Below are 18,775 nucleotides of genomic sequence, written 5' to 3'. Positions count from 1 at the left end.
GGCCTGGTGAGAGCGGTTACGCGTTGTCCTTGCGCAGATCGTTCTTCACGACCTTGCCGCTGGCGTTGCGGGGCAGTTCCGCGACGACGACGAGTTCCTTGGGATGCTTGTAGCGCGCCAGGTTCTCGTTCAGGAACGGTTCCAGATCCGCGAGGGTGAGCGCGGCGTCGGGATCCTCCAGCGCCACCACCGCGACCGGGACCTCGCCCCATTTCTCGTGCGCCCGGCCGATCACCGCGGCCTCACGAATCCCGGGATGCGCGAACAGCACGTTCTCCACCTCCGCGCAGTAGATGTTCTCGCCGCCGGAGATGATCATGTCCTTCTTGCGGTCCACCACATAGATGAACCCCTCCTCGTCCTGGCGGACCAGGTCGCCGGAGTGGAACCAGCCGCCGGCGAAGGCGTCCGCGGTCGCCTCCGGCTTGTTCCAGTACCCGGCCATCATGCTGGGACCGCGATAGACGATCTCGCCGACCTCGCCCGGAGCCACATCGTTCATCTCGTCGTCGACGATGCGGGCCTGGATGGTCGGGATGACCTTGCCGACCGAGCCGAGTTTGCGGATGGCGTCCTTGCCCTCGAGCACGCAGGTGATCGGCGACATCTCGGTCTGCCCGAACACCGCGACATTGAAGGCATCGGGGAAGGCCACCGCCATCGCCTTCAGCACGGTATCCGAGGCGGGGGCCGCACCCCAGCTCAGCGCCTTTAGCGCCAGCTTCCGCTGGGTGATGCTGGGATCGTCGCAGATCAGCTGCCACTGGGCGGGTACGCAGAAGGCGGTGGTGGCCTGTTCGGCCTCGACCGCGTCCAGGAACTCGGTGGCGTTGAACGCACCCAGCGGATGCAGCACGGTCTTGGTGCCGAGCATGAACGCCGGCGCGAGACTGCCGAGCCCGGCGATATGGAAGAGCGGGGAGGTACAGAAACCGATCGAATCGGGTTCGATCGCCATCGCCCGGATACAGGTCAGGGCCTGGGCGTTCATATTCCCGTAGGACAGGACTGCGCCCTTGGGGCTGCCGGTCGTGCCGGAGGTGTACATGATGAGGCTCGGGGTGTCCTCGGGGATATCGAGCGGGGTGTGCGCTTCCCCGCCTTCGGTGAGCGCGTCCTCGAACCCGATAACGCCCTCACCGCTGCTGCCGTTGATCACGAAGACGTGTTCGAGCGCGGGCGCCTGGCCCTGTACCGCGCTGGCCAGCGGCTGCAGCACGCTATCGGTGACCACGGCCTTCGCGCCGCTGTCACCGACGATATAGGCGACCTCGGGCGGGGTGAGCCGGAAGTTCACCGGGACCGCGATCGCGCCGAGGGCGTTGATACCGAAGACGGCTTCGAGATACTGCGGGTAGTTCAGGGCGAGGATGAGCACCCGGTCACCGAAGCCCACCCCGCGGCGGGCCAGCGCGTCGGCGAACTTCTGGGACCGGTCGTGCAGCTGCCGCCACGTGGTGTCGGCGCCGAGGAAGCGGATCGCCACCTCATCGGGCCGCATCACCGCGTGCGAGGCGATCTGGTTGTTCCAGTGGTTACGACGCGATCTGATCGGCTCGTCGAGGGCCTGCGCACCGGTGGTCATCCCACGTACTCCTCTCGGTACCGCGTGCGTCTCCGGAGTGTCCGGCGCCACACGCAGTAAGAACGTGTCGGCAGAATAACAATTCACATCGACACCGGCAAGGAGTTCGGGACCGAATAGCGGTTAATTCCGAGGAACCGTACCGGGAAACGACTTCACACTCGTTGAAGCGTGTATTTGCGACAATACCCGTGGTCCGGCGGCTTCCCCAGCTACGCCAGAGAGCGTCACTTATGCGAATCACGACTCACTTCCAGGGTTGATCGGGTGCCGATCCCCGTGGCACCATGCAGCAGGCGCGGACTATCCGCGGAAAGTAGAGGAGAGCACCGATGCTGCGGACCAGGTTCACCGAGACTTTCGGTATCGAACATCCGATCGTGCAGGGCGGAATGATGTGGGTCGGCCGGGCCGAACTCGTCGCGGCCGTGGCCAACGCCGGTGGGCTCGGTTTCATCACCGCACTCACCCAGCCGACCCCCGACGATCTGCGGCGCGAGATCGAGCGCACCCGCGAACTCACCGATAAGCCGTTCGGGGTGAACCTGACGATCCTGCCGTCCATCAACCCGCCGCCGTACGAGGAGTACGTGCGGGCGATCGTGGACAGCGGTATCAAGATCGTCGAGACCGCCGGTAGCAACCCCGAACCGTTCCTGCCCGCCTACCGTGAAGCCGGCGTCAAGGTCGTGCACAAGTGCACCAGCGTCCGGCACGCGCTCAAGGCCCAGAAGATCGGCGTCGACGCGGTCAGCATCGATGGGTTCGAATGCGCCGGGCATCCCGGCGAGGACGATGTGCCCGGCCTGGTCCTGATCCCGGCCGCCGCCCGCGCACTGACCATCCCGATCATCGCCTCCGGCGGTATCGCGGACGCGCGCGGCCTGGTCGCGGCCCTGGCGCTGGGCGCCGACGGCGTGAATATGGGCACCCGCTTCCTGTGCACCCAGGAATCCTCCATCGACCAGCAGGTCAAGGAGCAGATCGTCGCCAATTCCGAGCGCGACACCCAGCTCATCTTCCGCACCATGCGCAATACCGCGCGCGTCGCCGACAACGAGATCAGCCGCAAGGTGGTCGAGATCGAGAAATCGGGCGGCAAGTTCGAAGACGTCCGCGAACTGGTCTCCGGCGCCCGCGGCCGCCGGGTGTTCGAGGAAGGCGATCTGGACGCGGGGATCTGGTCGGTCGGCCTGTGTCAGGGCCTGATCGAAGACATCCCCAGCTGCGCCGAACTCATCGAGCGCATGGTCTCCGAGGCCGAGGAACTGATCAACGCCAGGCTCGCGCAGTACGTGGTGGCCTGATTCGCGCTGTTCCGCCACGGCGGAACATCCGCGCCGGAGGTTCGGCGATCGATCCGGTGCGGGGATGCGGGAAGTCCGACGGGGAATCGGCTTCCCGCATCGCGAACCCGGCGGTCGCGCCGCCGGGGCGGGGGTCGTTCACCGATGGGCCGCCAGGGCGGCGACGGCGTCGTAGTCGTGTGCCGCGACCACCTCGATATCGGCGGGCAGCGCGTGCAGCCGGTGGATGGTCTCGAACGCGGTATCGCGGTCGGCGTCGAACAGTTGCCCCGGCATGGGCGCCTTTTCTCTGATCGAGCTGATCTGCAGCCGATTCCACACGGCGTCACCGGCCAGTAGCACCCGGCGGCCCTCGGATATCGCGAGCAGGACCCCGATACTGCCCGGGGTATGACCGGCCATATCGACCAGCACCACCGATCCGTCGCCGAAGAGATCCAGGCTGCGTTCGAAGGTGAGTACCGGCGGACCGTCGAGTTCCAGCGGATCCAGCGAACGCCCGTGCAGCGGCGCGCGTACCACACCCGCCGGCGGATACGGCCCGTCCAGCGCCCAGGCCAGTTCCGCCGCCGGCAGCCGCACCGGCACCGAATCCGGCAGATCCAGCAGGCCCGAAACATGGTCCCAGTGCAGATGTGTGGGCAGGACGAAATCGATATCGGCGGGGTCGATATCGCGGGCAGCCAGTGCGTCCCCGAGGCCGAGCACCGGTTTGTCCGGGGCCACCAGCAGCGGAATCGGGAACGGCAGGCTCGGCAGTACGCGCTGATGCACATGGGCGCACAGGGCCGGGTCGACGAGGAACCGGGCGCGCGGATGTTCGACCAGATAGGCCCCCATGGCCATCGGCAGATGCCCGAACTCGCGGACCCCCTCGGCCACAATGGTGGTGGGCGCCCGCATCCGGCCCTGAAGCAGCACCGTCACTCCGACCGTCGCCCGGGGCGCGGGCGGCGGCACCGAATCCAGGCGTGCCAGCAGTCCGGTATCGGCCCGCCGCGGGCGCAGCAGCCGCCCCGGAGTCGCGGCCAGCGCGGCGCAGCAGCGCAGCACGGTGGGCAGGGTCGGGGTACGTGCGTCGGCGGAATCGGCCACACGGCAACGCTACTCGCCGGCACGGCCGCCGGGCCCGGAACGCCTCGCACCGCGACCACTCGCACCGGCCGCGCATATCACGTAACGCACTCGGCGCCAACAGGATCGGCGAATCCGATACCGGTCGGTTCTCCGGCATAATCGAGTCGTGAGGCCAGACACGCAGTCGCTGCGTCGGATCGCCGGCACTCCGGGATCCGACGCGTGTTCCCGCACCGTCGGCACCGTGTCCGGCCTCCGCCTACCGGGCCTCCGCCTACCGGGCCTCCGCCAACCGGCGGGTCCGGACACCGGCGCCGCACGCCTGCGCGCGCACGGCGTCCGCACGGCCACATCCACCGTCACGTCGCCGGTATGACCGTCGCGCGCGGCGGGGTCGTGTTCCTGTTCCCCGGCGAAGGCGGGGAACACGACCGGATGGGGCGGAGCCTGGCCGGGCGGTATCCGGTATTCGCCGCGGCGCTGACGGCCGCCGGGGACGCCGTCGCGGCGGCCGGCGGGCCCCGCGTCTGGACCCCTCGGTACGGATACCGGAATCCGGGCGGACCGCCCGCGGAATTCACCCAGTCGGCACTGTTCACCTACCAGGTGGCCACCGCGCAACTGCTGCTCTCGTGGGGTGTCCGGCCGGACGCGGTGCTGGGGCACGGAATCGGCGAGCTCGCCGCGGCGGTGACCGCCGGAGCGCTCGCGCCGGCCGAGGCCGCGAAAGTGGTGGTCGCGCGCGGGCGCGCGGTCGCCCGCCTCGCGGGATCGGGCGCGGTCGCCGAATTGCGGACCTCGGTATCGGAGGTGATCCGGCTGCTGGAGCCGATGCGGGGCCGGGTCGGCGTGGCCGCGGTCCACGGCCCGCGCTCGGTCCTCATCTCCGGCGCCGAACGCTACGTGGAGGTCGCGATCCGGCGGGCCGGACGTCGCGGGATCCCCGCGACCCGGACCGTTCTGGACTATCCGGCCCACCACCCGCTCGTCTCCGAGACGCTGCCCGCTTTCCGCACCGATATCGGACGGTTGCACCCCGCGACACCGCATACCCGGATGTACTCGGGTACGCGGCCGGGTACGGTCACCGACTTCGCGACGCACTACTGGGTGGACAACCTCACCGGCAGAGTCGAACTCGAGGCCGCCCTGGGCGCGGCCGCCGCCGACGGCGTCGAAATCGTCCTGGAATTGGCACCCGCGCCGGTGCTGTCCGAGGCGATCCGGGCGATTCCGCGATTCACCCACACCACCTACCCCACCGCCGGTCGCGACGACGAGGGCACGGCCTTCCTCACCTGCCTGGCCCGGTTCCACGCGGCCCGCGCTCTCGGCACCGGAGGTCCGGATCATCCGGGGAACCCGCTGTGGGCGGGCGGCGCGAATATCGATCCGGCGCCGCCGGATCCGGCCGGAAATGGTTGTTCACCTGCCGATTCCGATAACCCACCCGTCTCGGCGCGGAGCCTGACGGCCCCTCCGGACGGGACCCGCCCGGAAATCGGCGGCCGGGGTGGGAACTCCCGGGAACCGGGGCAGTCTTTGCGGGCGGAGGTCACGGGTGCCGGAACGCTGGCTTCGATACGGCTCGCCGATGACCTCCCACCCACCGATATCATCGCATGGACCCGCATGGTCGATGCCAATCGGGCTATCCGCTTCCTGTCCGGCCGCCTTGCCGTGGACCCTCCGATGGAGATCGACAGGGCCGGAACGTATGTGGTCAGCGGTGGGCTGGGTGCACTCGGTTCGATGGTGGTGCGGCGGCTGCTCTCCGCCGGCGCCCGCGATGTCGTGGTGCCGACCCGATCGCCGCGTCCGGTGCCGCCGCTGCTCGAGGGTTTCGAGGACCGGGTGGTGGTGGTCAGGTGCGATACCGCCGACCGGCACGACCTCGACAACGCCTTGCGCGATATCCGCGAATCCGGCTGTTCGATCCGGGGTGTGATCCACGCGGCGCAGGTGTTCGAGGAACCGGTGGTCGGCGCGGTGGTGGCCGCCGACCGGCCGGACGCGGGACGTCTGGCACGCCGCTTCGCCCGGGTGTCGGTATCGGCGGCCAACCTCATCGAACTCACCGCCGCGGACCCGGTGGGCTTCATCGCGGTTTTCGTGACACCGCTGGAGATCGCCGGTCCGGTTCGCCCGATCGTGGTTTCCTCGGAGCAGTAGGCGGCCCGGCCCCCCGACGGCGGATTACCGCGGATGCGTCGATACCGGAAAGAAGAATCCGGCGTGACCCGAGCACGGTGGGTCACGCCGGATAGGTTCTGTTCCGGGTGTGGCCGGTAGGACTAGTCGTCGGTTCGGCCGAGCAGTCGATCGGTTTCCCGGCGTTCACGTTTCGTAGGCCGGCCGGTGCCGCGGTCGCGTTTCGGAAGGGACGCGAGGATTTCCTTGGGCGGCGGTGGTGGGCTGCGGTCGATCAGGCATTGGGCGGCGATCGGAGCACCGACCCGTTTGGTGATCACTCGCTCGACAATGACGATGCGCTCGACACCGCCGGCGCGAACACGCACCTCGTCACCCGGTCGTACCGGCTGCGCGGGTTTCGCGGTCGCACCGTTCACTCGTACATGCCCACCACGGCAGGCCGCCGCGGCGGCCGATCGGGTTTTGAACAGCCGCACAGCCCAGACCCAGGAGTCGACCCGGGCCTGGTTCGGACCGTTGGACGGTTCGGTAGCGGCTCGGCTCACCCTTTAGACGATACGGCGGGCGGTGACCACATCGTCGGGGGTCAGGGTGGTGTAGGTGACGGGCTCACCGGACTGCACGGCGTTCAGCAGCTTGCCGTCACCGGCGTACATGCCGACATGGCCGCCACCGTTGGTGATGACGATGTCACCGGGCTTCAGGTTCTGGAAGGCAACCGGGGCGCCCACGTGGGACTGTTCGAAGCTGGTACGCGGCAGTTTGATACCGGCCTGCTTGTAGGCCCACTGCACCAGGCCGGAGCAGTCGAAGTTGGCGGGACCCGCGGCACCCCAGGAGTACATGGCGCCGACCTTGGTCTTGGCGGCATCCAGGGCCACATCACCGAGGGTCTGCTGCACCGGCGCGGGGGGCGCGAAGTTGGGCAGCGCGGCTCCGGGCGGCGCGAAGTTGGGCAGCGCCGGCAGCTGCGGCATCCCCTGGGGAGCCTGCGCCATGGCCTGGTTCAGCTGATCGGCCTGGGCGGCGAACTGGTCCGGCACCTCGACATCGAATTTGCCGACGCCCGGAACGTCGATCGTATGTGTGGCGGCCGAGGCGATGGCGGGCATGGTGCCCGTCGTGGCGGCCAGGGTGCCCATGACGAGCGCGCCCTTGACAGAATTAGGCAGCTTGGATTCCCGCTGCAAGCTGTGCTTACCCACCGAGCTACGTCTCCGATCTTCGTGCTCTCCCGTCGCATCGGTCGCGCGTCCTACGTTATTCGCGGCGGCCTGCTGCGGCGGTGACCCAGTGGCGCCGCCTCACTTCCGAAACGACTCGACTCCGCTAAGTCACAAGAAGGTTACGATGCCTGCCGGGTGTTGTCCAGCCGAACACGCCGGTATTTCTCACGAGCTGGGCGTACATGTGTAAAGCGCTGTGCGAGCTGCGTTTTTCACACTTGTGACAGGTCACGACGAGGTCTCGGCCGCCGGGTTTGCCGGATACCTCCGCCGGGAGCCGCACACCGGACCGGTCTCCATAGTCTCCGCTAGCCCTGTCTAGGACACGGCATAGATTCCCCCATATTCACCGATCGACCCGCTACGGTGTTTCGGTATGGATCCCGTGCGCAACCCGTACGCACCCGGCGCGGGCCAGCGGCCGCCCGAACTCGCCGGACGCGGAAAGCAGCTCGATGCCTTCGATGTCGTGCTCGAACGCATCGCCCGGGGCCGGCCCGAGCGCAGCGTGATGCTCACCGGATTGCGCGGCGTGGGCAAGACGGTGCTGCTCAACCAGTTGCGCTCGGCGGCCGGCGCGCGGGGCTGGGGTACCGGCAAGATCGAGGCCCGCCCCGACCAGGAACTGCGGCGACCGCTGTCCTCGGCGCTGCATATGGCGACCCGGGCCATCGCGAAGAACCACCGCAACACCGAGCGGGTCGACGATTTCCTGGGCATTCTCAAGGCATTCGCGCTGCGTGCCACCGCCGATAAAGGAATGCGGGAACGCTGGCAGCCCGGTATCGATGTACCCGCGGTGACCGGACGCGCCGATTCCGGGGATATCGAGATCGACCTGGTGGAACTACTGACCGAGGCCGCGGCGCTGGCCGGCGATATCGGCGTGGGCATCGCCGTATTCATCGACGAGATGCAGGATCTGGGACCCGCCGATATCTCGGCGATCTGCGGGGCCTGCCACGAACTGAGCCAGGACGCCGCCCCGCTGATCGTGGTCGGCGCCGGGTTGCCGCATCTGCCCGCCGTACTGTCGGCCTCCAAGAGCTATTCCGAGCGGTTGTTCGGTTACCACCGGATCGACCGCCTCGATCGCGACTCCGCCGACCGGGCCCTGATCGCCCCGGCCGAACGCGAAGAGGTCAAATTCTCCGACGAAGCCCTCGCCGCGCTGTACCGCAAGGCCGACGGCTATCCGTATTTCGTGCAGGCCTACGGCAAGGCGGTCTGGGACCAGGCGCCCGGGAGCCCGATCACCGCCGAGGATGTGGAGGTCGCGGCGCCGACTGCCGAGGAGGAGCTGGCGGTCGGATTCTTCGGATCCCGGTACGAGCGCGCGACCCCCGCCGAACGCGAGTACATGCGCGCGATGGCGGATCTCGCCGGCGACGACGGCCCGGTCGCCACCGCGGCGGTGGCGACCGAACTGGGACGTAAGCCCGCATCACTGTCGCCGGCGCGCGACGGGCTTATCAAGAAGGGGCTGATCTATTCGGCCGAGCGCGGCACCATCGGCTTCACGGTTCCGCATTTCGGCCGCTACCTGCGCAGTGTCAGCACCTGACCACGCGAATACCGATCTCTACCCAATTCTCGGATCAGCTCTAGATTCGTGTAGATACCGCTCGCGATGAGGCGTCCGCCGGCGGCGGTCCGGCCGCTATCTCCATCTAGCGCTTTCTACCGATCGCGCTCGATATCCATATGGAGGGCGAGCGACCGCGCCCGATTCGCAAATCTATCCACATCTACCCACAGCCCTAGTCGGCCGTATAGATCGCGAGAGCTGTCGCCCGTCGGCGCGCGCCGCGGTCGCAGTTGTGCACATCCGCTCCCAACCGCAACCCGATCTTGATCATCCGACGAGCCGGAATCGAATTTTTCCCGTACTGTGTTGTAGATCACCTTGTGTGGTCGGTCACAAGCAATGCCGGACGGCCGACGCAGTCCGAGCGGCGTTCGCACCGCGACCGGTGAGCAACTCAGGAGGTATCCATGACACGCAGCGATTTCGCGGAACTCCGGTACGCCGTAAACCAGCTCCGGCAGTCGATCGGGGTGCTGCGCGCCCACTACGGGGACGCGGGGACGGTACGCCGGCTGGAGAACGACCTCGAAAGGCTGTGCATCGACGCCGACGAATTCGAACAGAGCCCCCCTCCGCAGCTGGTCGGCCGCGGTCAGGAGCCCATCTACGTACCGGACAGCAAATCCGACGAGTCGGCCTGGATGGGCGCTCAGGACGAGGGCCTCGGCTTCCACTCGCGGCCGCGGACCATGTAGCACCCCCGGGTTCACCGCCGGATAACTGAACCCACAGCCCCGGGCTCCGGCCCGGTGCGGCGAGGGCGGCCGGTCGCCGGACAGGCGACCGGCCGCTCGTGTTTGCGGTCGGTTCACCCGACAAGATCGTCAGTAAATGTGGCGCAAATCACTGGCCCGTTGGGGCGACAAGATTGCGCGGACCCTGCTCGGTCCATAGCAGACCCGGCGTATGGTGCTCAGCATCACATTCGATCGGGGATCGTCAATGGTCTCCCGAACCGCCGATCAGCGAGGCATCGACCAGTGAGTGCCGCAACGACCACAACCGCTCCCGATACGGGATCAGGTGTTTTCAGCAAGGCCCGGGCCCGCATCAACGCCCGCACCCTACGCACGGACAGATGGTGGCTACCTCCCCTCATCACCGTTGTCGGGCTGGCCGCCTTCGTCATCTACGCGACCATCAGATCGTTTGTGCGGACCGCGTATTGGGTGCCGGACTACCACTACCTGACGCCCTTCTACTCACCGTGCCTCAGCACGTCGTGCGTCGAGGGGGCCAGCCATTTCGGCACGCCGTTCGGCGATCTGCCGATGTTCATCCCGCTGGGTTTCGTGGTGCTGCCGTTCCTGCTCGGATTCCGGCTCACCTGCTACTACTACCGCAAGGCGTACTACCGCTCGGTGTGGTTCTCCCCGCCCGCCTGCGCGGTGGCCGAACCGCACACCAAATACACCGGTGAGACCCGGCTGCCGCTGATCATCCAGAACGCGCACCGCTACTTCTTCTATATCGCGGTGATCATCTCGGTGATCAACACCTACGACGCCATCGGCGCCTACCACGGCAAAACCGGTGGCTTCGGTATGGGTCTGGGCAGCCTGATCCTGACCGCGAACGTGGTCCTGCTGTGGGCCTACACCCTGTCCTGCCATTCCTGCCGCCATATCGCGGGCGGGCGGCTCAAGCATTTCTCCGCCCACCCCGTGCGCTATTGGTTCTGGACCCAGGTCTCCAAGCTCAACACCAGGCATATGGCCCTGGCCTGGACCACACTCGGAACTCTCGTGCTCACCGACTTCTACGTGATGTTGGTCGCGAGCGGCACCCTTTCCGACCTTCGCATCATCGACTGAGGAGTTTGCACGGCTATGCCCGAAGTGGAGCGGCACACCTACGACGTCGTGGTGATCGGTGCCGGTGGCGCCGGATTGCGCGCGGTGATCGAAGCCCGGGAACACGGCCTGTCCGTCGCCGTCGTCTGTAAATCGTTGTTCGGCAAGGCCCATACCGTGATGGCCGAGGGCGGCTGCGCGGCGGCGATGGGCAATGCCAACGAGAAGGACACCTGGGAAACCCATTTCCGCGACACCATGCGCGGCGGGAAGTTCCTGAACAACTGGCGGATGGCCGAACTGCACGCGCGCGAGGCCCCGGACCGGGTCTGGGAGCTGGAAACCTATGGCGCCCTGTTCGATCGCACCGCCGACGGCCGGATCAGCCAGCGCAACTTCGGCGGTCACACCTATCCCCGGCTGGCCCATGTCGGCGACCGGACCGGTCTCGAACTGATCCGCACCATGCAGCAGAAGATCGTTTCGCTGCAGCAGGAAGACTATGCCGAGACCGGCGACTACGAGGCCCGGATCAAGGTTTTCGCGGAATGCACGATCACCGATCTGCTCAAGGACGGCGACCGGATCAGCGGAGCCTTCGGCTACTGGCGTGAATCCGGCCGGTTCATCCTGTTCGAGACCCCGGCGGTGATCCTGGCGACCGGCGGTATCGGCAAGTCCTACAAGGTCACCTCGAATTCCTGGGAGTACACCGGCGACGGCCACGCACTCGCGCTGCGCGCCGGAGCCCGGCTGATCAATATGGAGTTCCTGCAGTTCCATCCGACCGGAATGGTCTGGCCACCCAGCGTGAAGGGCATCCTGGTCACCGAGGGCGTCCGCGGTGACGGCGGGGTGCTGAAGAACACCGACGGCAAACGCTTCATGTTCGACTACATCCCCGGGGTCTTCAAAGGGCAGTACGCCGAGTCCGAGGACGAGGCCGATCAGTGGCTGCGCGATAACGATTCGGCCCGCCGAACCCCCGATCTGCTGCCCCGCGACGAGGTCGCCCGAGCCATCAACGAAGAGGTCAAGGCCGGTCGCGGCACCGAGCACGGCGGGGTCTACCTCGATATCGCCTCCCGGCTCACGCCGGAGGAGATCATCCGCCGGCTGCCCTCCATGCACCACCAGTTCAAGGAACTGGCCGATGTGGACATCACGAAGGAGCCGATGGAGGTGGGACCCACCTGCCATTACGTGATGGGCGGTATCGAGGTCGACCCCGATACCGGCGCGGCCGCCGTTCCCGGCCTGTTCGCGGCGGGCGAATGTTCGGGCGGTATGCACGGATCCAACCGGCTCGGCGGGAATTCGCTGTCCGACCTGCTGGTCTTCGGACGCCGCGCGGGTCTGGGGGCGGCGGAATACGTCACCGGCCTCGACCGGCGCCCGGCGATCGCCGATACCGATATCGCGGCGGCCGCGCAGGTGGCCCTGGGGCCGTTCGACCCGCCGGAGGGCGGATCGGGCGAGAATCCCTACACACTGCACACCGACCTGCAGCAGACCATGAACGATCTGGTGGGCATCATCCGCAAGGAGAACGAGGTGCAGGAGGCGATCGGGCGACTCGAATCGCTGCGTGCGCGCTTCGCGCACGTCACCATCGAGGGGCACCGGCAGTTCAACCCCGGCTGGCATCTGGCTCTGGATATGCGCAACATGCTGGTCGTCAGCCAATGCGTCGCCCAGGCCGCGCTGCAGCGCACCGAGAGCCGGGGCGGGCACACCCGCGACGATCACCCCGGGATGGACCCGCAGTGGCGGAACAAACTGCTTGTCTGCGCCGTGGCCGGCGCGGCCGACGAATCCGGTGTACCGGATGTCTCGGTCACCGTGCGGGACCAACTGCCCATGCGTCCCGAACTGCTCGCCCTCTTCGACTTCGGTGAGCTGGAGAAGTACTACACGCCCGCCGAACTCGCCGGGCATCCGGCGGCCGGGGGCGCCGCGGCGGGTGCGAGCCGCAACGGCAGCGATTCGGATACCAAGGAGGCGTGAGCGGATGAGTTACGACGCCAAGTTCCGCGTATGGCGCGGCGATACCGACGACGGGGAACTGCGGGATTACACCGTACCGGTGCACGAGGGCGAGGTGGTGCTCGACATCATCCACCGGTTGCAGGCGACGCAGGCGCCCGATCTGGCGGTCCGCTGGAACTGCAAGGCCGGTAAATGCGGTTCCTGCTCGGCCGAGGTGAACGGCCGGCCCAGGCTGCTCTGCATGACCCGGATGTCCACCTTCACCCCCGACGATATCGTCACGGTGACCCCGCTGCGGACCTTCCCGGTGATTCGCGATCTGGTGACCGATGTGTCGTACAACTACCAGAAGGCGCGGGAGATACCGTCGTTCACACCGCCGCCCGGTCTCGCGCCGGGTGAGTACCGCATGCAGCAGGTGGATGTGGAGCGGTCGCAGGAGTTCCGCAAATGCATCGAATGCTTTCTCTGCCAGAACACCTGCCATGTGGTCCGTGACCACGACGAGAACAAGGAAGCGTTCGCGGGACCCCGCTATCTGATGCGGATCGCCGAACTCGAAATGCATCCCCTGGATGTCGCGGACCGCCGCGACGCCGCCCAGGAGGAGCACGGGCTGGGCTACTGCAACATCACCAAATGCTGCACCGAGGTATGCCCGGAACACATCCAGATCACCGACAATGCGCTGATCCCGATGAAGGAACGGGTGGCCGACCGCAAATACGACCCGATCGTCTGGCTCGGGAACAAGCTGTTCCGGCGCTGACCGGAATCGAGGGGTCCGCTGCGCGGCTGAACCGGACGGGTTCGGCGGCGCAGCGGTGGGTCGCGCGCGGCGGCGGGCGTGCCGTCAGAGCATCGTCACGACACCTGTCGCCACCAGCCCGACCAGAATTCCGACGAACAGCGCCGAAAGTACAGAGCCGGTGAGTACGAATACCCCGGCCGCCGACGCCGCGAAGAGCAGTCCGACGATCAACCACGCCACACCGTCGCCGGGCCGCAATTTACGGAGCCGAGGCCGCGAGTTCTTGATTCCTCGGTCCACGTATCGTTGTCTACCCGTTATAGAGCCTGGGCAAACGCCCGGCGATCAGCGTCGATCGGATAACTCCGAAGCCGGGAGGGCTACGGGCGGTCGAATTCCCCGTCCCGCACACCCGCGGTGAACGCCGCCCATTCACCCGGGGTGAACACCAGTACGGGCCCGTCCGGGTCCTTACCGTCGCGCATCCCCACGTGGCCGCCGGCGAGCATCGCGATCTCCACGCTGTGCGAACCCGGGCCGTCCGGCCCGCTACTCAGCCACTGGGCGCCGGACAGGTCCACATTCGTCCCGTTATCGGTGCTCATCCAGGTTCTCCTCCGCCCGTCCACGCGGGCCGCCGCCTGTTCTTTCGAGGGTCTCGGGCGCCGGGGGTCCGAAGCGATCGGCGCCACCCCCGCCACAAGCAATCGAGCGCGATGCTACGCGCAACGCCGAGCACGCGGCAGATAACCCCGCCGACCCGCCGATCCGGAATTTCGGCGACGAAAAACGGCGAATCTCACCCGATCCATACCGTTCTCGGCCTATGGTGAGCTGTTGGTCGTATGTGCACACCCGGAAACCCACCGCGGACAACAGGAGTCGGCCGCGGGTTCACAAGGAGGTCGTGTGATGCGGTTGAATCTGAGCGCCCCGATCCCCACCCTGCTCGATTGCGGTGACGATCCCGGCGTGATGAGCCCCGATCAGGCCCATTCGGCCATGCAGCTACACCTGGACTGCACGGTCGATATGTGCCGGGTCCGCCGGCGCGCGCGGGCGACCCTGGTGGAATCGGGGCGCTGCGTTCTGGACAACCGCGCGCTCCAATAGCGAGAATCCGCCCGCGCGAGTTCGAACCGGTCACGTTCGGCAGATCGCGGTTCAGGGCACCGGTAATCGCCGTCGGCTCAGTGCGGTGACCGCCGCGGGCTCAGTGCCAGCGGTGATCGGTGATCGGCGCGCGCGGGCCGAAACGGGGTTTCCGCGCCTGCCCGCTGATCTCGAGCAGGCGAATCGTCCGGTATCGATGCGGGCGTACGGGTTCCAGGTACTCGACCATCTCCGCATCGTCGATATCCCGGCCGAGCAGGGTCCACCCCACCACCGACGCCAGGTGGAAATCGCCCACCGACAGCGCGTCGGCGTCACCGAAGGCGCGTTGCGCCGTTTCCGCGGCCGTCCATTCCCCGATACCGGGGATGGTCCGCAACCGGCGGGCCGCTTCGGCCGGGGGCAGTTCGGCGGTGCGTTCCAGCGCGTCGGCCCGCTCGGCGGCGCGGACTATCGTCTGCCGGCGCTGCGGCCCCACATTGGCACGGTGGAAACTCCAGGAAGGTATCCGGCGCCAGGTGTCGGGGTCCGGCGGCAGACGCAACCCGTCGGGGGCCGGGCCGGGCGCGGCGGCGCCGAAACGGTGAACCAGGGCGCGCCAGGCGGCATAGGCCGACACCGTGGTGACCTTCTGTTCGAGAATGGCCGGCACCAGCGATTCGAGCACCAGCCCGGTGCGCAGCATCCGCAGACCCGGAAACCGGAGATGCGCGGCGGCGACCGTGGGATGGATGGGGACGAAATCGTCCACCCGCTCGTCCACACACAGCATGCGATCGAGTTGATCGAGGAATTCCGCGGCCCCGGCGCCCCAGGCGGTCGCCGTGACGGCGGCGCCATCGGTCTGGACCATGCGATAGGTGACCGGCCCGGTGCGCATCCGCGACGCTCGCCAGTGCGCGCCGTCGGGGGTGATCCGATGGCACGGGTCACCGGCGCCGCGGCGCAGCGGCGCGAGGGTGTGCGCGAGGTCTATCGGGGCATACGGGGTGAGGGTCCGGGTCGTCCCGGCCGGGCCCGCCGGGGAACCCGCTGAGCGAATGGGCACCACGCTATTGTGCGCCTCCGGCGTAACGGGCCCGATTTGCGGGACGATAATGTCCGCGTTGAGCAAATACCCGGCAGCCGTCGGGGCAGGAGAAATCAATGATCACCAGAATCCGGAGGATTTCATGATCATCGAAGCACTCAATTGGCTGCTCGATCTCTGGGGTTCGGTATTCGCCGGAAGCTCCGGCTACGAGATTCCCCCGGGGAGCCTGCCGTTCGGCAGTAGCTGACCGCGCGATCCGCCCCGGTCCGTCGCGCCGTGGCACGCCGGGATCGGCACAGGTGATCACCACTGACCCAGCAGAATCTGCGCGAGATGGCGGCCCTTGCGCCCGGCCAGCTGACCGGCCTGGGTACGGCAGGAGAAACCGTCGGCCAGCAGCGTGGCCTCGGCGGGCGCGTCGCGCAACGCCGGGAGCAAACCGTTTCCGGCCACGGCCCGCGAGATCTCGTAGTGCCCCTGCTGCATTCCGAAATTCCCCGCCAGGCCACAGCATCCGGCTATTTCGGTCATATCCACACCCATTCGGGCGAATATCCGGCGATCCGCTTCGAAACCCAGCACCGAGTATTGGTGGCAATGCGGCTGCACCACGACCGACCGGCCCGTGGCGCCGGGCGGATGCCAATCCGGCAGCTCCGTCAGGAACTCGGCGAGAGTGCGAACGGCGGCGGCCACGGGCCGGGCACGCGGGTCGTCGGGAAGCAGCTCCGGTAGATCCGCGCGCAGGGTCGCGGTGCACGAGGGTTCCAGGCCGATGACCTGCCCGCCGGCGCGCACATGGGCGTCGAGTGCGTCCAGTGTCGCCCGCAGCCGCGCCCGGGCGCCGTCGAGCTGGCCGGTACTGATCCAGGTCAGCCCGCAGCAGACCTGTCTGCCGGGCAACCGCACGCGGTACCCGAGCGAGTTCAGCAGCCGGACCGCCGCGCTCGCGATCTCCGGGTCGAAGGCGTTGGTGAACGTATCCACCCAGAGCAGGACCGTCCCGGCACCCGCACCGGTGATCCGCTGGTTCTCCGCTTCCCGGCGCCATATCCGGCGGAACGAGCGGTCCGCCAGAACCGGCATCGCGCGCCGCGGATCCACTCCCGCGGCGCGCATCCCCAGCCGACGCAGCGGTCCGGCCGCGGCCAGGGCGTTCACCAGCCGGGGCGCCCGCGTCGCACCCGCCAGCCAGCGGGGCAGCAGGCCGAGCGCGTAGTGGTCGCGCGGCCGGAGCCGACCCCGGTACCGCCGGTAGAGGGTTTCGGATTTGTAGGTCGCCATATCGACCCCGGCCGGGCAATCGGTACCGCAGGCCCGGCAGGACAGGCATAGATCGAGGGATTCGGCCACCTCGGGCGCGGCCCACGCGAGTTCACCCCGGACGACTTCCTGCAGCACCCGGGCCCGGCCGCGCGTGGTGTCCTTCTCATCGGCCGTCGCGAGATACGACGGGCACATGAAACCACCGGTGGCGCGGGTATCGGCACGGCATTTGCCCACCCCCACACAGCGGTGCACCGCGGTCGAGAGGTCCCCCGAATCCGTGGTCAGGGCGAAGCCACCGGCCGGCGCCACCGGGCCGAGTCCGCGCAGCCGCAGATCCGCGTCGAGCGGGCGCGGGCGCACCAGCACTCCCGGATTGAGCAGGTCGCCGGGGTCGAACAGCGCCTTGTACCCGGCGAAAACCGCCAGGACCTCCGGCGTGTACATGATCTCCAGCAGTTCCGACCGGGCCCGGCCGTCGCCGTGCTCGCCGCTCAGCGAACCACCGTGCCCCACCACGAGGTGGGCGGCGTCGGTGAGGAAGGCGCGGAAGCGGTCCGGCGCGGCCGCGATGGGCAGATCGAGCCGTACGTGCATACAGCCGTCACCGATATGCCCGTAGAGGAAGCCCTCGAGTTTGTATTCGCTGGTCAGCTCCTCGAAATCGCGCAGGTAGGCACCCAGCCGGGCGGGCGGCACGGCGGCGTCCTCCCATCCCGGCCAGGCCGGCTGCCCGTCGCGGGTGCGCCCGGCCAGTCCGGCCCCGTCCGCGCGGATCCGCCACAACGCCGCCGCGGCGACCGGATCGGTGAGGGTGCGCGTATCGAGAGCGCCGGCCGCGCGGCACAGTCGCGCCGCGTCCGCGCTCGCCGCGGCCTGATCGGGACCGGCCAGTTCCACGAACAGCCAGCCGTCCCCGCGCGGGAGGTCGGGGACCGCCCTGCCGTGCGCGCGCACCATCTCGATCAAGCCCGCGTCGATACCCTCCACCGCGCTCGGCGCGACCGACATCACCGCGGCGATATCGTCGGCCGCGGTCGCCAGATCGGGATAGCCGAGCACCACCAGTACGGTGGCGGCGGGGATATCGACCAGGTCCACCTCGGCCTCGAGGAGTACACCGCAGGTGCCCTCCGCCCCCACGAACGAGGCCGCCACCGAACTCCCCCGCTCCGGTAGCAGATATTCGAGACCGTAGCCGGAGGCCTGGCGCTCGAACCGGCCCAGATCGGTGCGCAGGACCGCCAGTGCGCCCGCGGTGAGTTCCGCCAGCCCCGGTACGGCGGCGAGATCTCCGGCGAGGCGGCGCGGGGTCCCGGTGCCGTCGAGAATCCGCAGCTCCCGGACCTGGTCCGAGGTTCGCCCCCAGGCCACGGCATGCGGTCCGCACGCGTTGTTCCCGATCATTCCGCCGAGGGTGCACCGGTTCTGGGTGGACGGGTCGGGCCCGAACCGCAGACCGTGGGCCCCGGCCCGCCGCTGCAGGTCCGACAGCACCACGCCGGGTTGCACCCGCGCGGTCCGGCGCTCCGGATCCAGATCGGCGATCCGGTGCATATGCCTGCTGAAATCGACCACGATGCCCGGCCCGACGGCATTACCCGCCACCGAGGTACCGGCGCCGCGCGGAGTCAGCGGCACCCCCTCCGCCCGCGCGACCTCCAGTACGGCCGCCACCTCGGCTTCTTCCCGCGGAAACACCACGACCTCGGGCAGCACCCGGTAGTTCGACGCGTCCGCGGAGTACTCCACCCGGCGCCGACGGGAGCTGTCCACCGCCTCCGCACCGATCCGGGCGCGCAAGGCGTCCACGAGGCCTTCCCGTCGCCGATCCTGGTCGGTCACACCGACCAGCCTAAGCGCCCCCGCGCCTCCCCTCTCGCCATCCACAAC

Annotated in this window: 17 protein-coding genes; 9 read left to right on the top strand and 8 right to left on the bottom strand. The window is 68.2% G+C overall.

Features of this window, described 5'->3' with window-relative positions:
- Nucleotides 1-16: 16 nt before the first annotated feature.
- The gene (gene fadD5, locus ACZ6SF_RS09595; RefSeq protein ID WP_466061613.1) at nt 17-1,585 is read right to left on the bottom strand and encodes a fatty-acid--CoA ligase FadD5; all 1,569 of its coding nucleotides are present in this window, start codon (nt 1,583-1,585) and stop codon (nt 17-19) included.
- 332 nt (nt 1,586-1,917) lie between these two features.
- Here fadD5 and ACZ6SF_RS09590 point away from each other — a divergent pair, with 332 nt between their 5' ends.
- Entirely contained in the window at nt 1,918-2,892 is a 975-nt protein-coding gene (locus ACZ6SF_RS09590; protein WP_466061611.1) for an NAD(P)H-dependent flavin oxidoreductase, read from the top strand.
- 138 nt (nt 2,893-3,030) lie between these two features.
- Here the strand turns inward: ACZ6SF_RS09590 and ACZ6SF_RS09585 are convergent, their stop codons facing one another.
- The gene (locus ACZ6SF_RS09585; RefSeq protein WP_466061610.1) at nt 3,031-3,987 is read right to left on the bottom strand and encodes an MBL fold metallo-hydrolase; all 957 of its coding nucleotides are present in this window, start codon (nt 3,985-3,987) and stop codon (nt 3,031-3,033) included.
- A gap of 354 nt (nt 3,988-4,341) precedes the next feature.
- On the opposite strand from ACZ6SF_RS09585, the gene ACZ6SF_RS09580 reads away from it, so the two are divergent.
- Complete coding sequence (locus tag ACZ6SF_RS09580; protein ID WP_466061609.1) at nt 4,342-6,141, top strand: acyltransferase domain-containing protein; 1,800 nt, start codon at nt 4,342-4,344, stop codon at nt 6,139-6,141.
- Between the two features lie 122 nt (nt 6,142-6,263).
- Here the strand turns inward: ACZ6SF_RS09580 and ACZ6SF_RS09575 are convergent, their stop codons facing one another.
- Entirely contained in the window at nt 6,264-6,668 is a 405-nt protein-coding gene (locus tag ACZ6SF_RS09575) for an RNA-binding S4 domain-containing protein (RefSeq protein ID WP_466061608.1), read from the bottom strand.
- Between the two features lie 3 nt (nt 6,669-6,671).
- Nucleotides 6,672-7,265: a C40 family peptidase gene (locus ACZ6SF_RS09570; protein WP_466062235.1), complete on the bottom strand. Its 594-nt coding sequence runs from the start codon at nt 7,263-7,265 to the stop codon at nt 6,672-6,674.
- 460 nt (nt 7,266-7,725) lie between these two features.
- Between ACZ6SF_RS09570 and ACZ6SF_RS09565 the strand changes: the two genes are divergently transcribed.
- The 5 genes from ACZ6SF_RS09565 (at nt 7,726) to ACZ6SF_RS09545 (ending at nt 13,488) form a co-directional block, all read left to right on the top strand.
- Nucleotides 7,726-8,913 (top strand): AAA family ATPase, encoded by a 1,188-nt coding sequence (locus tag ACZ6SF_RS09565; protein ID WP_466061607.1) that lies wholly within the window; start codon nt 7,726-7,728, stop codon nt 8,911-8,913.
- 431 nt (nt 8,914-9,344) lie between these two features.
- A complete protein-coding gene (locus ACZ6SF_RS09560) occupies nt 9,345-9,632 on the top strand; it encodes a hypothetical protein (RefSeq protein ID WP_449997803.1) in 288 nt (95 codons plus the stop codon).
- Between the two features lie 285 nt (nt 9,633-9,917).
- Entirely contained in the window at nt 9,918-10,751 is an 834-nt protein-coding gene (locus tag ACZ6SF_RS09555) for a hypothetical protein (RefSeq protein ID WP_466061606.1), read from the top strand.
- Between the two features lie 15 nt (nt 10,752-10,766).
- The gene (locus tag ACZ6SF_RS09550; protein WP_466061605.1) at nt 10,767-12,737 is read left to right on the top strand and encodes a fumarate reductase/succinate dehydrogenase flavoprotein subunit; all 1,971 of its coding nucleotides are present in this window, start codon (nt 10,767-10,769) and stop codon (nt 12,735-12,737) included.
- A gap of 4 nt (nt 12,738-12,741) precedes the next feature.
- Nucleotides 12,742-13,488, top strand: a complete 747-nt coding sequence (locus ACZ6SF_RS09545) for a succinate dehydrogenase/fumarate reductase iron-sulfur subunit (protein WP_466061604.1) — start codon at nt 12,742-12,744, stop codon at nt 13,486-13,488.
- Between the two features lie 84 nt (nt 13,489-13,572).
- Here the strand turns inward: ACZ6SF_RS09545 and ACZ6SF_RS09540 are convergent, their stop codons facing one another.
- Both ACZ6SF_RS09540 and ACZ6SF_RS09535 read right to left on the bottom strand, forming a co-directional pair.
- Nucleotides 13,573-13,770 carry a hypothetical protein gene (locus tag ACZ6SF_RS09540; protein WP_466061603.1) on the bottom strand — a complete coding sequence of 66 codons (198 nt, stop codon included), beginning with the start codon at nt 13,768-13,770 and terminating at the stop codon, nt 13,573-13,575.
- A gap of 80 nt (nt 13,771-13,850) precedes the next feature.
- Nucleotides 13,851-14,075: a DUF397 domain-containing protein gene (locus ACZ6SF_RS09535; protein ID WP_466061602.1), complete on the bottom strand. Its 225-nt coding sequence runs from the start codon at nt 14,073-14,075 to the stop codon at nt 13,851-13,853.
- Between the two features lie 307 nt (nt 14,076-14,382).
- Here ACZ6SF_RS09535 and ACZ6SF_RS09530 point away from each other — a divergent pair, with 307 nt between their 5' ends.
- Nucleotides 14,383-14,583 carry a hypothetical protein gene (locus tag ACZ6SF_RS09530; RefSeq protein ID WP_466061601.1) on the top strand — a complete coding sequence of 67 codons (201 nt, stop codon included), beginning with the start codon at nt 14,383-14,385 and terminating at the stop codon, nt 14,581-14,583.
- Nucleotides 14,584-14,683: 100 nt separating this feature from the next.
- Here ACZ6SF_RS09530 and ACZ6SF_RS09525 read toward each other — a convergent pair whose 3' ends face one another.
- Nucleotides 14,684-15,631 carry a DNA-3-methyladenine glycosylase family protein gene (locus ACZ6SF_RS09525; RefSeq protein ID WP_466061600.1) on the bottom strand — a complete coding sequence of 316 codons (948 nt, stop codon included), beginning with the start codon at nt 15,629-15,631 and terminating at the stop codon, nt 14,684-14,686.
- 58 nt (nt 15,632-15,689) lie between these two features.
- Here ACZ6SF_RS09525 and ACZ6SF_RS09520 point away from each other — a divergent pair, with 58 nt between their 5' ends.
- Nucleotides 15,690-15,863 carry a hypothetical protein gene (locus ACZ6SF_RS09520; RefSeq protein WP_466061599.1) on the top strand — a complete coding sequence of 58 codons (174 nt, stop codon included), beginning with the start codon at nt 15,690-15,692 and terminating at the stop codon, nt 15,861-15,863.
- A 56-nt stretch (nt 15,864-15,919) separates the two neighbouring features.
- On the opposite strand, the gene ACZ6SF_RS09515 is transcribed toward ACZ6SF_RS09520, so the two are convergent.
- The gene (locus tag ACZ6SF_RS09515; RefSeq protein WP_466061598.1) at nt 15,920-18,727 is read right to left on the bottom strand and encodes an FAD-binding and (Fe-S)-binding domain-containing protein; all 2,808 of its coding nucleotides are present in this window, start codon (nt 18,725-18,727) and stop codon (nt 15,920-15,922) included.
- Between the last annotated feature and the right edge of the window lie 48 nt (nt 18,728-18,775).

It is taken from the genome of Nocardia sp. NPDC049935, assembly GCF_055586645.1.
Note: the sequence above shows the minus strand (reverse complement) of the source record. Positions and strands in the feature narration are given on the sequence as shown.